Annotated in this window: 11 protein-coding genes and 3 pseudogenes; 8 read left to right on the forward strand and 6 right to left on the reverse strand. The window is 62.4% G+C overall.

Going from position 1 to position 15,324, the window contains the following annotated elements; translation table 11 throughout:
• Positions 1-806 precede the first annotated feature (806 nt).
• Positions 807-902 (forward strand): annotated as a pseudogene (locus QM841_RS43645) (Clp protease N-terminal domain-containing protein); the annotation flags it as partial.
• A gap of 237 nt (positions 903-1,139) precedes the next feature.
• On the opposite strand, the gene phoU reads toward QM841_RS43645, so the two are convergent.
• From phoU to QM841_RS38150, 3 genes are read right to left on the reverse strand one after another with little or no spacing between them, the layout of a single operon-like run.
• Positions 1,140-1,787, reverse strand: coding sequence for a phosphate signaling complex protein PhoU (gene phoU / locus QM841_RS38140; protein ID WP_283335996.1), 648 nt, complete (start codon positions 1,785-1,787; stop codon positions 1,140-1,142).
• A gap of 44 nt (positions 1,788-1,831) precedes the next feature.
• Complete coding sequence (locus QM841_RS38145; protein WP_283335997.1) at positions 1,832-2,596, reverse strand: DUF6308 family protein; 765 nt, start codon at positions 2,594-2,596, stop codon at positions 1,832-1,834.
• A complete protein-coding gene (locus QM841_RS38150; protein WP_283335998.1) occupies positions 2,479-2,739 on the reverse strand; it encodes a hypothetical protein in 261 nt (86 codons plus the stop codon). The genes QM841_RS38145 and QM841_RS38150 overlap by 118 nt, the downstream gene beginning before the upstream one ends.
• A 113-nt stretch (positions 2,740-2,852) precedes the next feature.
• On the opposite strand from QM841_RS38150, the gene QM841_RS38155 reads away from it, so the two are divergent.
• The gene (locus QM841_RS38155; RefSeq protein ID WP_283335999.1) at positions 2,853-3,290 is read left to right on the forward strand and encodes a hypothetical protein; all 438 of its coding nucleotides are present in this window, start codon (positions 2,853-2,855) and stop codon (positions 3,288-3,290) included.
• Between the two features lie 44 nt (positions 3,291-3,334).
• On the opposite strand, the gene QM841_RS38160 is transcribed toward QM841_RS38155, so the two are convergent.
• Positions 3,335-3,481, reverse strand: a complete 147-nt coding sequence (locus QM841_RS38160) for a helix-turn-helix domain-containing protein (RefSeq protein WP_283336001.1) — start codon at positions 3,479-3,481, stop codon at positions 3,335-3,337.
• 465 nt (positions 3,482-3,946) lie between these two features.
• Here QM841_RS38160 and QM841_RS38165 point away from each other — a divergent pair, with 465 nt between their 5' ends.
• A complete protein-coding gene (locus QM841_RS38165) occupies positions 3,947-4,303 on the forward strand; it encodes a hypothetical protein (RefSeq protein ID WP_283336002.1) in 357 nt (118 codons plus the stop codon).
• Between the two features lie 287 nt (positions 4,304-4,590).
• A complete protein-coding gene (locus tag QM841_RS38170; protein ID WP_283336003.1) occupies positions 4,591-4,761 on the forward strand; it encodes a hypothetical protein in 171 nt (56 codons plus the stop codon).
• Between the two features lie 1,355 nt (positions 4,762-6,116).
• Here the strand turns inward: QM841_RS38170 and QM841_RS38175 are convergent.
• Positions 6,117-7,940 (reverse strand): AIPR family protein, encoded by a 1,824-nt coding sequence (locus QM841_RS38175; RefSeq protein ID WP_283336004.1) that lies wholly within the window; start codon positions 7,938-7,940, stop codon positions 6,117-6,119.
• A gap of 1,134 nt (positions 7,941-9,074) precedes the next feature.
• A complete protein-coding gene (locus tag QM841_RS43650; RefSeq protein ID WP_502943323.1) occupies positions 9,075-9,395 on the reverse strand; it encodes an HNH endonuclease in 321 nt (106 codons plus the stop codon).
• A gap of 536 nt (positions 9,396-9,931) precedes the next feature.
• Between QM841_RS43650 and QM841_RS38185 the strand changes: the two are divergent.
• From QM841_RS38185 to QM841_RS38200, 4 genes and pseudogenes are all read left to right on the forward strand, one after another.
• Positions 9,932-10,216: pseudogene (locus QM841_RS38185) on the forward strand (IS110 family RNA-guided transposase); the annotation flags it as partial.
• A 76-nt stretch (positions 10,217-10,292) separates the two neighbouring features.
• On the forward strand, positions 10,293-11,555 hold the full coding sequence (locus QM841_RS38190; RefSeq protein WP_271210747.1) for a tyrosine-type recombinase/integrase: 1,263 nt from the start codon (positions 10,293-10,295) through the stop codon (positions 11,553-11,555).
• Positions 11,552-14,044, forward strand: coding sequence for a tyrosine-type recombinase/integrase (locus QM841_RS38195; RefSeq protein ID WP_283336006.1), 2,493 nt, complete (start codon positions 11,552-11,554; stop codon positions 14,042-14,044). Before QM841_RS38190 ends, QM841_RS38195 begins: the two co-directional genes overlap by 4 nt.
• A gap of 59 nt (positions 14,045-14,103) precedes the next feature.
• Positions 14,104-14,904 (forward strand): annotated as a pseudogene (locus QM841_RS38200) (IS110 family RNA-guided transposase); the annotation flags it as partial.
• Positions 14,905-15,324: the final 420 nt, after the last annotated feature.

Consider the following 15,324-nt stretch of genomic DNA (forward strand, 5'->3'; position numbering starts at 1 on the left):
GAGCTGCTCCCGGCGCTCCGCGCCGGGAGACGGGGCGAGTCGCTGCTCTCCCCGCCGGGGAGCCGCTGCGCGGCTCGCAGTGGGTCGATTCCCGTTGCCGTCGATCGAGTCGCTTCGCTCCTCTGAGTTTCCGAGATTAGGTTCTCGCCTGCACTTTTCATCAGCACGTTTGATCCGGTCCCCCACACCCGAACGAGGCTGGGGAGACGGGGCGGTGCGCCCGACCCGCCGCCCACTCGCCTTCCCGCGCCGCTCCATGTCATACCCACAGCATACCACCCACCCCACACAACCCAAAACAATCGAAAATCCCAAAACACCCAAATCTATTGATCGACAATCAATTCCGAACCTTACAACCTGAAGTTTGTACATAACAGACGTAAATACTTGTTCACCAATCTATTACCGAAACATATTGTCAAACAACATCTTTCAGAAACGGCTTCGAAAACGGACGAAGCAGACACCCGCACACCCCCGGGCACCCCGGCGCCTGCACCCCCCGACAGGTCGCCGGCACCCCCACATCACAAACCGGGGACATGTCATCACACCAGGTCACAGTGGGATTACGCCCGCGAGTGCCGAGGTCGCGTCGATCCCACCCATAACCACCTACACACCACCCAGAATGGGCAGCAGGGAATTCAGCAGCAGTTCGCGTCGCTCGCGGCGACGCCTGGGGAGGGAGCGCGTCATGGTGTTCGAGAGATTCTCCGATCAAGCCCGCCAGGTGGTCACCCCTCGCCGCCGGCGCCGCCCGCACCCACCACCGAACTGGCGTCGGCACCGACCACCTCCTCCTGGCCCTGCTCGACGACCCTGCCTCCACCGGCGCTCAGATCCTCACCGACCTCGTAACTCTCAGCATCGGCGAGATGCGTGAGCACCTCAGACGCGAGCTGGCCCAGCAGCCCACCTCAGGCCCCGCCCACCGCATCCCCATCCGGCTCAGCGACGACGAATACACCCGCGCCCAGGCCGCGGCCCGCACCGCCGGCCAGAACCTCGAAACCTCCGGTCCCAGGCCGCATCACCGACGCCCTCGAACAACCCGAATAGCAGTGAAGAACAGCTCCAGCAGGGGCGAAGTCCACACGCGGATCGGCGGCGATGCGGCCCGTGACGGCGACGACCTACGGGGTCATCTGTTCCCCGGTGACGAGGAAAATCACCCGGCGCCCGACCACGACGGCATGGTCGCCGAAGCGTTCGTAGAAACGCCCCAACAACGTGACATCGACCGCAGCCGGGATGGTGCCGGTCCAGGCCGGATCCTCGATCAGGGTGAGCAGCCGGCGGTGCAGGTCGTCGAGCTCGTCGTCGCGTCTACCGATCTCGGCCGCCAGTTCGGGATCGTGCGTGCGCAGAACCCGCTCGGCGAGGCCGGCCAACTCGGCCGCCACCCGCCCCATCTCGGAGAGCAACTCCTCCGCCTCACCGGAAGCGACGTGCTCGGGATGACGCCGGCGGACGCTTTCGGCCACATGCTGCACCAACCCACCCATCCGGCTCAGATCCGTCACCAGGTGCACACCGGTGACCACCTGACGGAGATCACGCGCCACCGGGCCCTGCAACGCCAGCAGCGCCATCGCCAGGTCCTCGCACGGCCCGCGTAGCTCCTCGATCTGTTCGTTGAGGTCGAACACCCGCTCCGCCAGGGGCAGGTCAGCCAGCACCAGGGCCTCGGTTGCCGCCCGTACGGCATCCCCGGCCAGGTGACACATCGACGCCAGACGGTCTGTCAGCTCATCGAGCTGCTCGTGAAACTTCATCCGCATGCGCATCATCCTCGTGCACCCGCCGAAGACAACACCGGGACGTGTCATCTACCCTGGTCAGAGCCATCGCCGAGGCCACGGTTCTTGCCGTCCATCCACGCGATCACATCGAACACGCGGAGGGCCGAGATCTCGTCGGGGAGGCCGGCCTCCTTCCGGATCGACAGCAACCGGTGGTGCAACGCCCCGTCGTCGGCCCGCAGCGCCTCCCGCACCGGATTCAGGTGTGACCGCTCCGTACCCAGGACCGCACTGACCACCGAGTCCCAGATCGGGAACAGCCGGGGACGTTTGCGGGCGACCAGCTTCGTCGCCTTCATCCCGTCCGATCCCCGGCAACGCCCACAGGGCCGTTTCCAGCGCCCAGACGGGCCACCCCGGGGCCAGCGGGGCTGGTTCGTCGACCCAAGGTCGCGATCCCGGCCCACCGCCGCCAGAAGGGCGCTCAGCGCTTCCGCCTGAGTGTGCAGGATCGCCCGCGCCGCCATCGCGGGCACCTGCACGGACAGGAATGTCACCGCCACCAGATCATCCGCGGTGAACCGGTCCGCCTCCCCGGCCCGGTCGCCGGTGCTGGACCAGGAGTCGAAGTGCGCGCCGACGTAGGCGCCGTCACCGAGGTACGGACGGTCGTAATACCTCGTCAGGGCCTCAAGCGCCGCAGTGTTCGAGTCGGTCGCGAGGGGGGTCGCTACACGCCGAGCCCGGAAACGGTGTCGGTGTCGAACGCGGCGCGGCTGCCGGTTGTCTCCGGCAGAAGGGTGCGCGCCTTCTCTGCCAGGTCCGGCAGGCCGAGCGCACCCCGCCACTCGCCGTAGGCCCGCGCCAGGGCGGCCAGGGCGAGTTCCTCATCTACCGGCGCCACCGGGCCGGTGGGGTACGCGAACCGGGCGATCTCGTCGGCGGTCAGGATCTTCCCGAGCGGCGGCGTGGTTGCGGCATTTCCGGTCATGAGATCTCCCCCATCCTCTGGGCTGACTGGAGGTGGTGTGGACAGTAACGCGTTGCAGGCGTGGCCCTTCCGACGTCCCCGGGACGTGTCATCGGCCCAGTTCAGTGATAGGAATGCGTGGCGATCGATGCGGACAAAGATGGCCCGGCGGCGAGGACACCACCACTGGATTCTTCGACGGCATCGACCGCTGGAGGACTGCCAACCCGCCGCCCGGACCCCGAGTTCGGGCCGCGGCGCGCCTGCAGCTCGGCAACTTCCGGCGCCCGCACCAGGAGCGCTGGTGGGAGGCCCTGACGCTGATAACGCTCCTCGCCGCAGCAGTCGTAGCGGCACCGGCCACCGCCGCGTTCGAGGACGCCCCAGCACTCATGGTCCTGCTCGTGGTGATCGCACTCCTGCTGGCCGGGGTATCCGTGTACGCCGTCTACGCGCTGCAACTCGCGTACACAATCCCCGAAACGACGAATCGATGGGACCTACTGTTCGATCCCCACGACGAACAATGCGCCGCCACCCTCACCGCTGCACGAGCCGAACTCACCACCTGAACCCGGCGACGGTCGATGGCAATGCGCCGCGGCGGGCACGGGCACTATCGACCACCGACCGCTGCAGCACCCACGTACCACCCACACGAGTGGGCCGGCAGGACCTTGCCCTTGATCGCCTTCAGCACGCCCTGCCGGGTCATACCGAGGCCGTCGGCGGCCTCCTCCACCCCACCGTTCTGTGGCGCCACTCGTTAGACACGCGAATCAACAGTGACATCGCCACCGCAGGCGAGGACGATCAAAAACGAACCAACCAGTCTCGACCCTTGCACCTGAACCTTCCCCAATCTACGGGCTCGATGGGAGAAATGAATGGTTGTCAGAATTTGAATTTGACGCACGAGTCAAACATCATCTGCTGGTGCGCTCTTGAGAGCAAGAGGATTCGGATGGCGACTGGACGGAAAACATCACGTTGGCCACTAAAGGCACCAGATGGCGAGGTGGCGACCCGGTTAGCCTGACCTACAAACTCGACAGATGCCGTTGAACTGCGCGAAATAGACGCGTTGAGAGAACTCAGAATTAACCTCGTTAAAGCGTTCGAAGATGAGGATAATTGAACCAAGCGCCAGGCGTTGACCTCGCCATTGTGGCCAATTTCGGAGCGCGAATAATTGATCATTATAGCGATCAACGATGGGAAGGTTACTATGCGACTTGTCATCAACCGGAGCCAATCCGCAGTGAAGGGAATACTCGGAGGCCACAAGGGCATGCAGTTCACGCTCTCATGCCAACTACAACTCACAAACGAGGAGTTACAACTTGCGCAACAGTACAAGCTGATGGAATATGCGTTAACTTGGCGCAATTTTCAGGGAAATCAAGTACCCGGCGATACGATCGACAGCTTGATGCAGGGGACCTCACAAACTGTTTCGGATGTCAAAACTCTGTTGAAGAACGAAGATGTGATAAAGGATGCAGTCGACGAGTTGCCGATTCTGTTCGCGGTATGTCGCACCTTCGGCGGGAGCGAGGTCATTGACTACCCCCGCCAACAATAGCGACCGCAGCTTGCTCCGGAGTCGAGCATGCTTTTATACAACTGCTTACACGTTCGATTTACGCGGACAACTCAAACGGTGTCGACTCTCAGCACTAGCCGATGGGCAAGTCGCGTGAACCACGCCAGGCCAGTGCGGTTAGGTGTCTCGCAAGCCTAGCTGAGACGGACGCCCGCCCACCAACGACGGCGCAATCGCCGTCTCCCCGATCTGCAAGGCGTCCCGCCGACCGGCGCACAGGCACCTCCATCCGACCCCACAGACAAACCGCTTCTAGGAGAATTACGATGGCCACAAAGATCAAGGGCAAGTTCGTCCACTACAACGAGGATTTCAAGGTAAGGGTGGTCGATTGGGGAGAAGATTTCGAGGTCAAGCCCGTTGACTGGGGTGAGGACTTCAAGCTAAAGATTGTGCAGTACAACGAGGACAAGAAGATCAAGATCGCAAAGTATTGAACTGAAGTTCCTCCTCGAGAATCGAAGGGATCGACGGTCCGATGTCGCCTTTCCGGCCACGATCACCCGCCTCACGTCCATCGCGACAACAATGCGCTGAAAGGGCAGTGTCGAGTTCCCAATCGCAACCGCCCCTCGCAAACACGGCGTAGAGGGCCCAGACGCCCGGATCACCAGCAGCGCCATCCCCTCCCATTTCGGGGGTCATGCCTGGTCGACGACCTGGAACGCCGACCGGTAACCCCAGTCGTTTCGCTGGGGCGTCACCACCGTTAGACACGCGAACCAACAGTGACAGCGCCACCGTCAGCGAGGACGATCAAGATAGAACCAACTGGTCTCGACCTCACAAATAGAAGGGCGTAAACGCTTGGTGAACGACAATCCCCAAGGTGCAATGATGCACCCCCTCTAACAAGAGAATGCACTCCGCCGATTTGGAGCTTTCCATGAGCCTGGACATTGACATAAAGAGACTGTCAAAGCGATCATTTTTGCAGCTGGATTGGCGGTGAATGTATCTCAATCAGATACTACGAAAGCCGCGAGTGATCTCAGTAATAAATATCGAGAGACTAGCGCTCGACAGATCGAATCGGAGATTGCCCGCCACCTCCGCAACAGGGGCTGATGCTGGCCCTATAAGCCACAGCAGAAGTGGGAACAAATGCGGCCAGAGTATGAGTTCGAAGAGGCAATTAAGTGCTATGTTTTATATCGCGGTGGCGCACCGCAATTTCAAGACTCGAACTACGACTGGGAGAAAGAGATCGTGCTAGCCGCCACGGGGGTAAAATGCAGAGGAGGCGATCCGTGTAATCTGACTCGAAAATTCGACTCTCTTGCTGCCGAGTGGGGTGTAGCAAAAGAGTTGAATGCACTCAGAATTACGATCGCCGAGGCGCTCGAGGATGTTGATGAGCGTTGGTAGGAAGTTGACTATTCACATGGCCTGCGAATTCGACCACTGGCGGTAAGGCTCCTCCGCTGCCGTCACTGAGGGTATGCGCTGGACGCCGGCAAGATGTCACAACCCGGCCTTAGCCATCGGTGAGTACATACAGCGACGCGCGCGTGCCGACATCGTGGATTCGATCGAGGCGGCAAGTCCGCTGTCCTGCATGAGGAGTCCGAATTCGATATTGCGGGTTTCTGCGCTGCAGAGAGGTTGGCGCTGGTCAGCAGAACGATCTCGCGGTCTACGACGACGAACTTGGCGTGACTTACGTCGGACCTGACTTGCCCGGTGTCACCTCGTCGGCGCGACGGCGATCACCCGAGATCAGGTCAAATCCTCGGTGAGGGCGGAAGCGGCATTCGTCCTTCGCGCGATCCTGACCGATGATATGCCAGCGTCATGCATCCTTAACGCGATCCTCAAACTGATAATTCTCAAGCTCAGCCAAGAGTTCAGTTTGATTCTTAAGCGCGCGCACATCGTCTTTACGCAAGGCTCTGCCCTCAGAGAGCACATTCTCAAAATATTTACCAACAACGTCAATTGCCAGGTCAATCGCTTTATCAACACTAGCCTCCCAGGACTCCAAATCGTGCGCAGCTTGTCCAACTTTTTTCATACTTTTCGAATCAGAAGGATTTGCGAAAAGCAGCTTGACCTCAGGCAATACTTGGGCCGAAACCAGCATTGCCACGTGATACTTTGCCGCCTTTAACGCGCGCTTTTCGACATCAAGGTTTCTTGCAAAGTACCTCTCAACGCGATACAAAATCCAAGCCGAGAAATAATATATTGCAACAGGATGTCCGCGCCATAGGAAAGAGTCTTCTGCCGAAAATTCATTCGGCGAACCAATCGCCCGAGACGACTCTCCAAACACACATGAGGCAACTGCCCTGTTAAGATCGGGCGTTGACACAACGCGCAATCGAGGAAACTCGTCGCGACTCGCATCTAACCCGCTTTGGCGTTCGTATCGGAGACCTTCAGCACCCGACTGGGAAAAGTACTCCTCAACATCCTTCGCATCTTGCGAACTACTTTGAATATCAGTAGCCGCGATCGAGGTCTGCAAGTTTGTTGCAATCGTCACTTCTGACAATATCTCCGGGCTCTTCGTGGAAATTATTTTGATTGGAACCCAAATCGATTGCAACCCACTCTGGTGCAACCCACTCTGGCCGTTCCCCGGTAGACCTCCCTCCATCCGTAGATACTCCGACCACCGGAGAATTTGGTTACTAGTCTGACCGCCATTCACGACTTGGTACCCAGATATTGAAAACTTGTCTGCCACGTTTGTTAGCTCGCGGGCAATGATAGTTAATCCGTTGTTCAAGAAGGGAAACATCTCTTTCTTGCCCGACTTAAGGGTGTCATATATTCTTTCATTAACGACATTGTCATCCCCTTGATAGAGGCGCACGTTGTCATCAAATATACCCGGCCGAAACCCCTGTCCGTCCGATAGAATTTTAAGTAACTCAGTTGCTTGTATGACTCCTATATATGCCTGCTCGATCCCGTCAGCCTCTGGAATCGATTGTTTTTTTGGAAAGTTAAACTGGACTTTCTGCGGGCCGGACCGCTCTTGCTGCTTTGCAGCTAATTCCGCTTTACCGTGCAACTGGCACGCTAGGCTCTCAGGATAGAAGTCCAGCTCACGTAGTCTTTCCATGGAAGCGAGCACCTGGGAATCCGCTGCCGCATCTTTGCCGTTATGCTTCGAGGTTGTCACATAATAGATATCGCACGGGATTCTCGCGGCGTTAAACTGCCCGATATTCTCCAATACGGCGTCCAATATTGCGACTGTCTGAGAAAGTCCCGATTCGAGCGGGACTGTCGAACTATCCGCAGCATGTTTCGTTACTTGCTCGATACCGTGGAGAAATTTGGAGATTAGTTTCGTATCGAAACTTTCACTGGTCTTAGCTTGTATGTACACAACGCGGACATTGTTGTCCTCACGGTCAGCTATTAGATCAATAATATCGGAGGGATCTGTTACAATCGATCCGTTTACAACAATCGCTGCAATGTCAATTCCGCCATCGCCACCGCCACCTATGACGACATCGTCAATCAGCTTCACATCAGAGCCGAGGTACCTACCCAAATAGACTCCAGCTACGTACTTTTCGAACAGTTCGGATTCATTTCCTTCGAATCCATTCTCCTTAGCAAAGGAGTTCATTTTCCGTTTAGTTAGAATATCCAACGCAAACTCCTTGCGAAACGGTCAACCGCGGATTGCCTACCATTAATCATGATCCCTCGTCCCGTACTTGCACGTTGGCACGGGCGCTTCCCATGATTCATCAGGACACCGTACTTGACAGCTTGGAAGTCCGTTTCCGCGGCGCCCCAGTGACCGCGGGTACGACCTGATATGGGAGCCACCGCACTCCTCCCGACTGTGGCAAGTTCTGTAGTGGTAGCAGCTGACGGAAAGCACTTTTCGGCCCCTGGCGTGTGCGAACAGCAGATCCCCACGATGGAAGGGTCGCATCGGTAACCGATTCAATCTGTAGTCCGACACCCATTCGCCAACTCCCCAAGATCCGGAAGTTCCGGTCTCTCGGTCAGCCAGAAGTGGGCACGCAGCGGCAGTGGCACACAACTGGGACTCGCGGCGTCGACTTCGGCACATCCAATACCGCCGCCGCTCACACCAGCCCGTCCGGCAACGGTGTGCAGATCGATCCCTTGAGCCAACAGAGCAACCTGATGCCGTCGGTAGTGTTCGTCGATTCCCCACAAGTCGTGTTCTCCGGCGACGCCGCACTGAACAATGCCGAAGAACATTCGCAGGCTCTGTTACCCGCACCGAAACCGATGCTCGGATTCGGAATAGTGCCAGTCAACGGCTACGAGCGCTCGCCACTGTTCTGGTCGCCGCGATCCCTGCGGCCGGTCTACGAGCGGGCCTCGTCGGTGCACAACCATCAGCGGCCGAGCCGAGTGGTGCTCACCCGTCTGGAACCATGGTCACCGGATCTCCGGGATTCTCACCGACCCCGCGGCACTTCTCGGCATCGATCCGGTCCCGGCCGTCACCATCTCCGAACCGCGTGCAGCGGTGCACTACGACACCCAGACCGCGCCGATGCCCGTCGGCGCCACCATCGCAGTGGTCGACTTCGGCGCCGACACATCGGATGTGGCAATCCTCAAAGCCACCGACACCCGCGCGTTCGAACTTGTCTGCTCGCGGCGACGACGCGCTCGGCGGCAAGAGCTTCGATGCGTTGATCCGCAAGTAGGTCGACGAGCAACTGACCGAACGCGAACCACAACGGCTCGTCGCGCAGCTCGACCGGACACCTCCGCCGCCAGCCGGGACGTAGCGGCTTCAGGAGCTCGTATAGCCATGACGTGTAGCGACGTCGATGAGTTCACGTAGTTCATCGGGTGTTCGCCACGTCACGCCGCGGTGCAGCATGACGTGGCAGTTTGCGCAGACCAGAACGAGATCATCGAGTGAGTTCGCGATAACACCTGAAGTGTGCAGTGGAACAACGTGGTGGACGTGGATGTATCCGCTCCCGAGGTCCCCATATGTACGTGCGAAGTCGAACGCGCAGACCTCACAGGCAAGGGTGCCGAATTTTTGAGCGCCTCTTTGATCTTGTTGGCGCGGAGCTTGGGGTCCCGCTCCCGTACCCGGGTCAATCGGTGGGTCACGCGCCCCTCGATTGCGGTGGTCTTCTCATCGGCCACGTCAGCGACGGGATCGTCGAGTGCATCCCCGCCGATTCGGCCGAGGTCGCCGCTCGCGCGTATCGCGACGGCGGCGTGGTGGTGCATCTGTGGGTTTGCCAGATATGCGAGCACGACCTCGGTGGTGGTGCGTCCGCCCTTGGTTCGGGCACCGGTGTAGCCGGGGTGCGCGGTCATGATGTCGGTAGTCTTGCGTGACACGCCGTCAGGGTTGCGGAACTTCGGATCGCGGTCGAGGACGTCACCGGTGACCTGCGCGCGAAGAAACTTCGAAAGCTCGATTACCTGAGGGTGGTGAGATCGGAGTTCTCGCCAGTCATTGGAGGCGACAAGATCACACGCGAGGAGGATCTCATCCCACATCCAGTTGGCCATGATGACACCTTAGACGGTATGGAGGTAATGGCTGGGGCCTCGCGCACATGTGATCGTGGGTTGCCGACAGGAAGCGGTCCTGGCCGGTAGAGCCACAGATGTGGGGAGGCCCCAGTGAGTACACAGCGTACGAGTGTTGGGTTGGATGTGCACGCGCGGTCGGTGGTCGCGTGTGGCCTCGACGGGGAGACCGGCGAGCTGTTTGAGCGGCGGTTGACGCCGGATCACCACGAGATTCTCGGATGGATACGTAGCTTGCCCGGGCGGGCGGCGGTGACCTACGAGGCCGGCCCGACCGGGTTCGGGTTGGCGCGGTTCCTGCTGGCCGCGGGGATCGAGTGTCTGGTCGCGGCTCCGTCGAAACTGCAGCGCCCGGCCGGCGACAGGGTCAAAACCGACTTGTTGACCGAACTATCGGGCCGGTCTTTTGGAAGGTGCGTGCGGGGATCGACTGGGCTCGCTAGGTTCGCTTCCCATGACCGACGACGGGGATATGCCGCGGGAGTTGTCCGGGCTGGTGGTGCCGCTGCTGGGGTCGCTCGAGGCGACAGGAGATCTGTTCGAGCCGTATCGGCTCGTTGACGGCGATGGCGCGGTGGTCGTGCCGGTCGCGGCGTTCTTCGCCGAGTTGGCGGCATGCGGGCGTCCGGCGACGACGCAGCGTTCGTATGGGATGGATCTGTTGCGCTGGTTCCGCTTCTTGTGGGCGCTCGGGGTGGGCTGGGATCAGGCGACTCGGATCGAGGCACGTGATTTTTGCCGCTGGTTGCAGGTCGCGGTCAAGCCGCACCGTCGGCATTGGCGTTATCCCGACGGTGATGCCCCGCAGTCGGGTGGGCAGCGGACCGCATCGGGGTCGAATGCGGTGACCGGCAAGGCTGTTCGCGGTGACCGGTACGAGGCGGCGACGGTTGCGCACTGTGAGAGCGTGTTGCGTGGCTTCTACGACTTCCATCTGGAGGCGTGCACTGGGCCGATGGTCAATCCGTTCCCATTGTCTCGGCAGCGCCGCGCAGGTCGGACTCATGCGCACCACAACCCGATGGATCCGTTCCCCGGGCAACGCAGCGGCCTGTATCGGCCGAAGGTCGTGACGCGGGCGCCGCGCTGCATCCCGGACGCCCGGTTCGACGAGCTGTTCGCACAGCTGGGTTCGCACCGTGACCGGGCACTGGTCGCGTTCTGGGTCTCGACAGGGGCGCGGGCGTCGGAGTTGTTGGGCGCCACGGTCGCCGATGTCGACCCGGGACAACAGTTGATCACCGTGATCCGGAAGGGAACTCGGGTGTTGCAACCGTTGCCCGCCGCACCGGATGCGTTCGTGTGGCTTCGGCTGTATCAGGCTCAGCTGGCCGGTCTGGTGCCGGCCGGAAGGGACGAGCCGCTGTGGTGGACGCTGCGGCGCCCGTTCCGGGCGCTGCGCTACGACGCGGCACGCGCGATGTTCACCCGCGCCAACGCTGCGTTGGGGTCGAACTGGTCGCTGCACGATCTTCGACACACCGCCGCATATCGGATGGCTCGCGACCCGCAGATGCCGCTGACCGATGTGCAGTGGGTGATGGGCCACGCCCACCTGTCCACCACACAGCGCTATTTGAATCCGGTGACCGAGGACGTGATCGCCGGCCTGCTGGCCTTCCATGCCCGACAACGCGATGGCGGCCAGGCCGCGCTGCCGGCGACGGAATACCGCGCCGAGAGTCTGCAGATCCTGTTCGGCGAGGACGAGTCGTGACCCACGCCGACTCCCAGGTGCTGTTGACCGGAGCCACCGATACCGTGCCGGCGACGACCGGCCCGGTGAATCCGACCGGGGCGCAACTGCTTGCGTCGTTCCCGCCCCGGCCGGTCGCCGCGTCGTGGCCGGCAACCGAGGCGAGCCGCTCCGAGGTACTCGGCCGGGTCCTGTCCGCGCCGTGGGCATTGGACAACCCGAACAGTCAACAGACTCGGCGGCTGGGGATCCTGGCGGTGCTGAGCTGGCTGGAGACCCGGCCCGGGGACAGCTGGCAGCAGCGATGGCGGGCCAGCGGCGCGGAAGACCAGCCGGACTGGCGGGAGCTGGTCACGCCCGACGTCGATCGCGCGAAGCCGCTGCCGCACCTGAGCCCCGGACTGCTGGTGCTGATCTGCGCCGATGTGATCCGGCCCAGCCAACAGTGGCTGCTGCGCTTCGCGCCGGCGCGCCGCAACCTCGCCACCGAAATGGCCCGCACTCGGGACCCGAATGCCTTCGCCGCGCTCGCCCAGTTGTGCACGGATGGCCGGGTCGGATTGCAGAGCGGACAGCAGGCCCTGACCCGGATCGCGGTCATCCTGGCCGCCAAGGGCGGCCAGATCGACGCGGTGCGCGTCGGCGACTGCGTCGAGCTTCTCGAGGTCGCCGCCTCCATGCGCGCCACCTCCGAGGTCCACGGCCACAGCCCGCTGTTCTACCAACTGCTGCGCGCCCACGGTGTCCTGAGCGAAGATGCGCCGGCCGCGATCGAGATGTTCTCCGGCCGCGGGCAGCCGAGCTGTGAGCAGCTGATCGACCGCTACCGGATCGACTGCCGGCCGGTGCGGGACGTGCTGGTCGACTACCTGCGCGAACGTCAGCCGTCGGTGGACTTCTCCTCGCTGCAACGACTGGCCTACCTGCTCGGCAAACTGTTCTGGGCCGATCTGCAGGCCCACCACCCGGGCATCGACTCGCTCACGCTGCCTCGCGACGTCGCCGCGGCCTGGAAGCAACGCGTGCTCACCCGCACCCGCACCAGAACCACTCCCGACGGTGACCGGGTCGCCGTCGCCTCGCCGCGACTGGACGGGCGCAGCGTGCTCACCGCCGTGCGCGCCTTCTACCTCGACATCGCCGAGTGGGCCGACGAGGACCCGGCCCGGTGGGGGCCATGGGCGGTGCGCTGCCCGGTCAGCGCCAGCGACGTCTCCCACAAGAAGGATCGGTCGAGGCGCAAGTCCCGCATGGACGCCCGCACCCGCGAACGGCTCCCGGTGCTGCCGGCGCTGGTCTCCTGGGTCGCGGCCGAACGCGCTCACACCGCCGAGTTGCTCGCCGCTGCCGAACGCGCCGGGCCCGGTGAGTTGTTCACCGCAGTCGGGGTGACCCTGCGCCGGTCGCAGATGAAGACCGAAACCACCGGGCGAATCTGGGCCGAAGACCCCGACAGCGGTCCACGCCGCGACCTCAGTTTCGAAGAACACCGCGGGTTCTGGACCTGGTCGATGGTGGAAGTGTTGCGCCACACCGGAATTAGAATTGAAGAATTGACCGAACTGTCCCACCACAGCCTGATCCAATACCGGCTGCCGGCCACCGGTGAGCTGATTCCGTTGCTGCAGATCACCCCGTCGAAGACTGACACCGAGAGGCTTCTGGTGATCTCACCCGACCTCGCCGACGTGCTGTCCGCGATCATCGCCAGGATCCGCCTCGACCAACCGCACGTGCCGCTGGTGGTCTCCTACGACAAGAACGAACGTGTCTACAACCCACCCATGCCGCTGCTGTTCCAATGGCGCCGACGACTCGAGAACCGTGCGGTGTCGGAGAGGGCGCTACGCAAATACCTCGACCATGCGCTGACCGCGATCGGCGTCAAAGACGCCAGTGACCGTCCGCTGCGCTACACCTTCCACGACTTCCGCCGACTGTTCATCACCGACGCGATCACACACGGAATGCCGCCGCACATCGCCCAACTCGTCGCCGGACACCGCGACATCAACACCACCATGGGATACAAGGCCGTCTACCCCGAAGAGGTGATCAACGGTCATCGAGCGTTCATCGCCCGCCGCCGCGCTCTGCGCCCCAGCGAGGAATACCGCACCCCGACCGATGAGGAATGGGCACAGTTCGTCGGCCACTTCGAACGACGCAAGGTCGCCGTCGGCGACTGCGGCCGCTCCTACGACACCCCCTGCATCCATGAACATAGCTGCCTGCGCTGTCCACTCCTGCGCCCGGACCCCGCCGCCCGGCCCCGCCTCGAGCAGATCCGTGACAACCTCCTCGCCCGAATCGCGGAAGCCGAATCCCGCCGCTGGTTCGGCGAGGCCGAGGGCCTGAAGGTCAGCCTCGCCGGCGCCCGCGCCAAGCTCGCCGAGATGGACCAGATCGCCGCCCGCCGCCACAGCGCCGTCACGTTGGGCATCCCCAGCTTCGCCGACTCCGCCGGCCGCACCATCACGAACCCACCCCGCCACCAGAACCATCGCTGACCTTGTCGAATCCCGCCGAGCCACCCTCAAACTGCAAGCTCATTTGTTAGTTCGGAGAAGATGCGCGAGACGCCCGGCATTTGGCCCGGCTGCTGCATCTGGGCCAGATCATCCCGGTGACGATCCCCGATGTCGAGCAGGAGGCCGCGAGGGATCTGGTGCGGGCGCGGGAGGACGTGCGCGGCGACCTGATGTCGGCTCGGCATCGTGTGTCGAAACTGCTTCTGCGGCAAGGAATCGTCTACTACGAGGGCAAGACGTGGACGAAGGTGCACGATACCTGGCTGCGTCGGCAGAGATTCGAGGTGCCGGGGTTGCAGCTCGCGTACGACACCGCCTACGACACCATGACTGCGGCCGTGGATCGTCGCGACCGCCTGGATGCGGCGATCGCCGAGATGGCCGCGACAAGTGCCTACACTGCGGTGGTGACCCGGCTCGGGTGCCTGCGCGGGGTGTCCACGCTGACCGCGTTCGGGTTGGCCGTGGAGATCGGCGACTGGCAGCGCCTGACCGGCCGCTCGATCGGCGCCTACCTGGGGCTGGTGCCCACCGAATCGTCGTCGGGCGCGACGCGGTCGCAGGGAGCGATCACCAAGACCGGCAACGGGCACGCGCGCCGGCTGCTGATCGAGGCCGCCTGGCAACACCGTCGGCCGTATCGTCCCGGGGTGGCTCTGCGGCGGCGATGGGACAAGGCCGGCCCGGCGGCCCGTGCCCGCGGTCAGCAGGGTAACCGGCGCCTGCACGCCCGGTGGAACGGCTTCGAGCAGCGGCGCAAGCGGCCGGTCGTGGCCAACACCGCGATCGCTCGGGAACTCGCCGGCTGGTGCTGGTCACTGGCCGTCCTCGACGAGTGAGCGGGGGCGCCAAGAGCATTCCTCTGGGGGCCAGATCCTGGTCGTCACTCGTCGGACGGCAAGGTCGGTTCTCCTCGCTGCGCTGCGGGGACTCCACCCTGACCCTCCGCCTCGGTGACGATCCGACAGGCCCGGGACCGAGGAATCCCTCGGAGGCGCCAACAAGTGTCCGGATTGCCCTACGCGGTGGTGACGGCAGCGCCTGGGAGTGACCCGCGAGCGACCTATGAGTAATCCTCAACTGTGCGTTGGGATCACGCTCGTTATTAGACCAGCGGAGCCACTCCAGCCGAACAGTCCGTCCTTGCGGTAGCCAACCCGCGTATATCAGAGTGACCGCGCGTCGATATCGACACGCTCGCCACCACCACAACCGGGTCATTCGGTCAAAATGAAGCGGCGTCCGCGACGACGGTCATG

Source organism: Rhodococcus sp. IEGM 1307, assembly GCF_030056915.1.
GTDB lineage: Bacteria > Actinomycetota > Actinomycetes > Mycobacteriales > Mycobacteriaceae > Rhodococcus_F > Rhodococcus_F opacus_D.

Coding starts and splice junctions, on each gene's coding strand:
- phoU (WP_283335996.1), bottom strand. CDS start 1,787: ATGCGGATGAAGTTTCACGAGCAGCTCGATGAGCTGACAGACCGTCTG.
- QM841_RS38150 (WP_283335998.1), bottom strand. CDS start 2,739: ATGACCGGAAATGCCGCAACCACGCCGCCGCTCGGGAAGATCCTGACC.
- QM841_RS38155 (WP_283335999.1), top strand. CDS start 2,853: ATGCGTGGCGATCGATGCGGACAAAGATGGCCCGGCGGCGAGGACACC.
- QM841_RS38165 (WP_283336002.1), top strand. CDS start 3,947: ATGCGACTTGTCATCAACCGGAGCCAATCCGCAGTGAAGGGAATACTC.
- QM841_RS38170 (WP_283336003.1), top strand. CDS start 4,591: ATGGCCACAAAGATCAAGGGCAAGTTCGTCCACTACAACGAGGATTTC.
- QM841_RS38190 (WP_271210747.1), top strand. CDS start 10,293: ATGACCGACGACGGGGATATGCCGCGGGAGTTGTCCGGGCTGGTGGTG.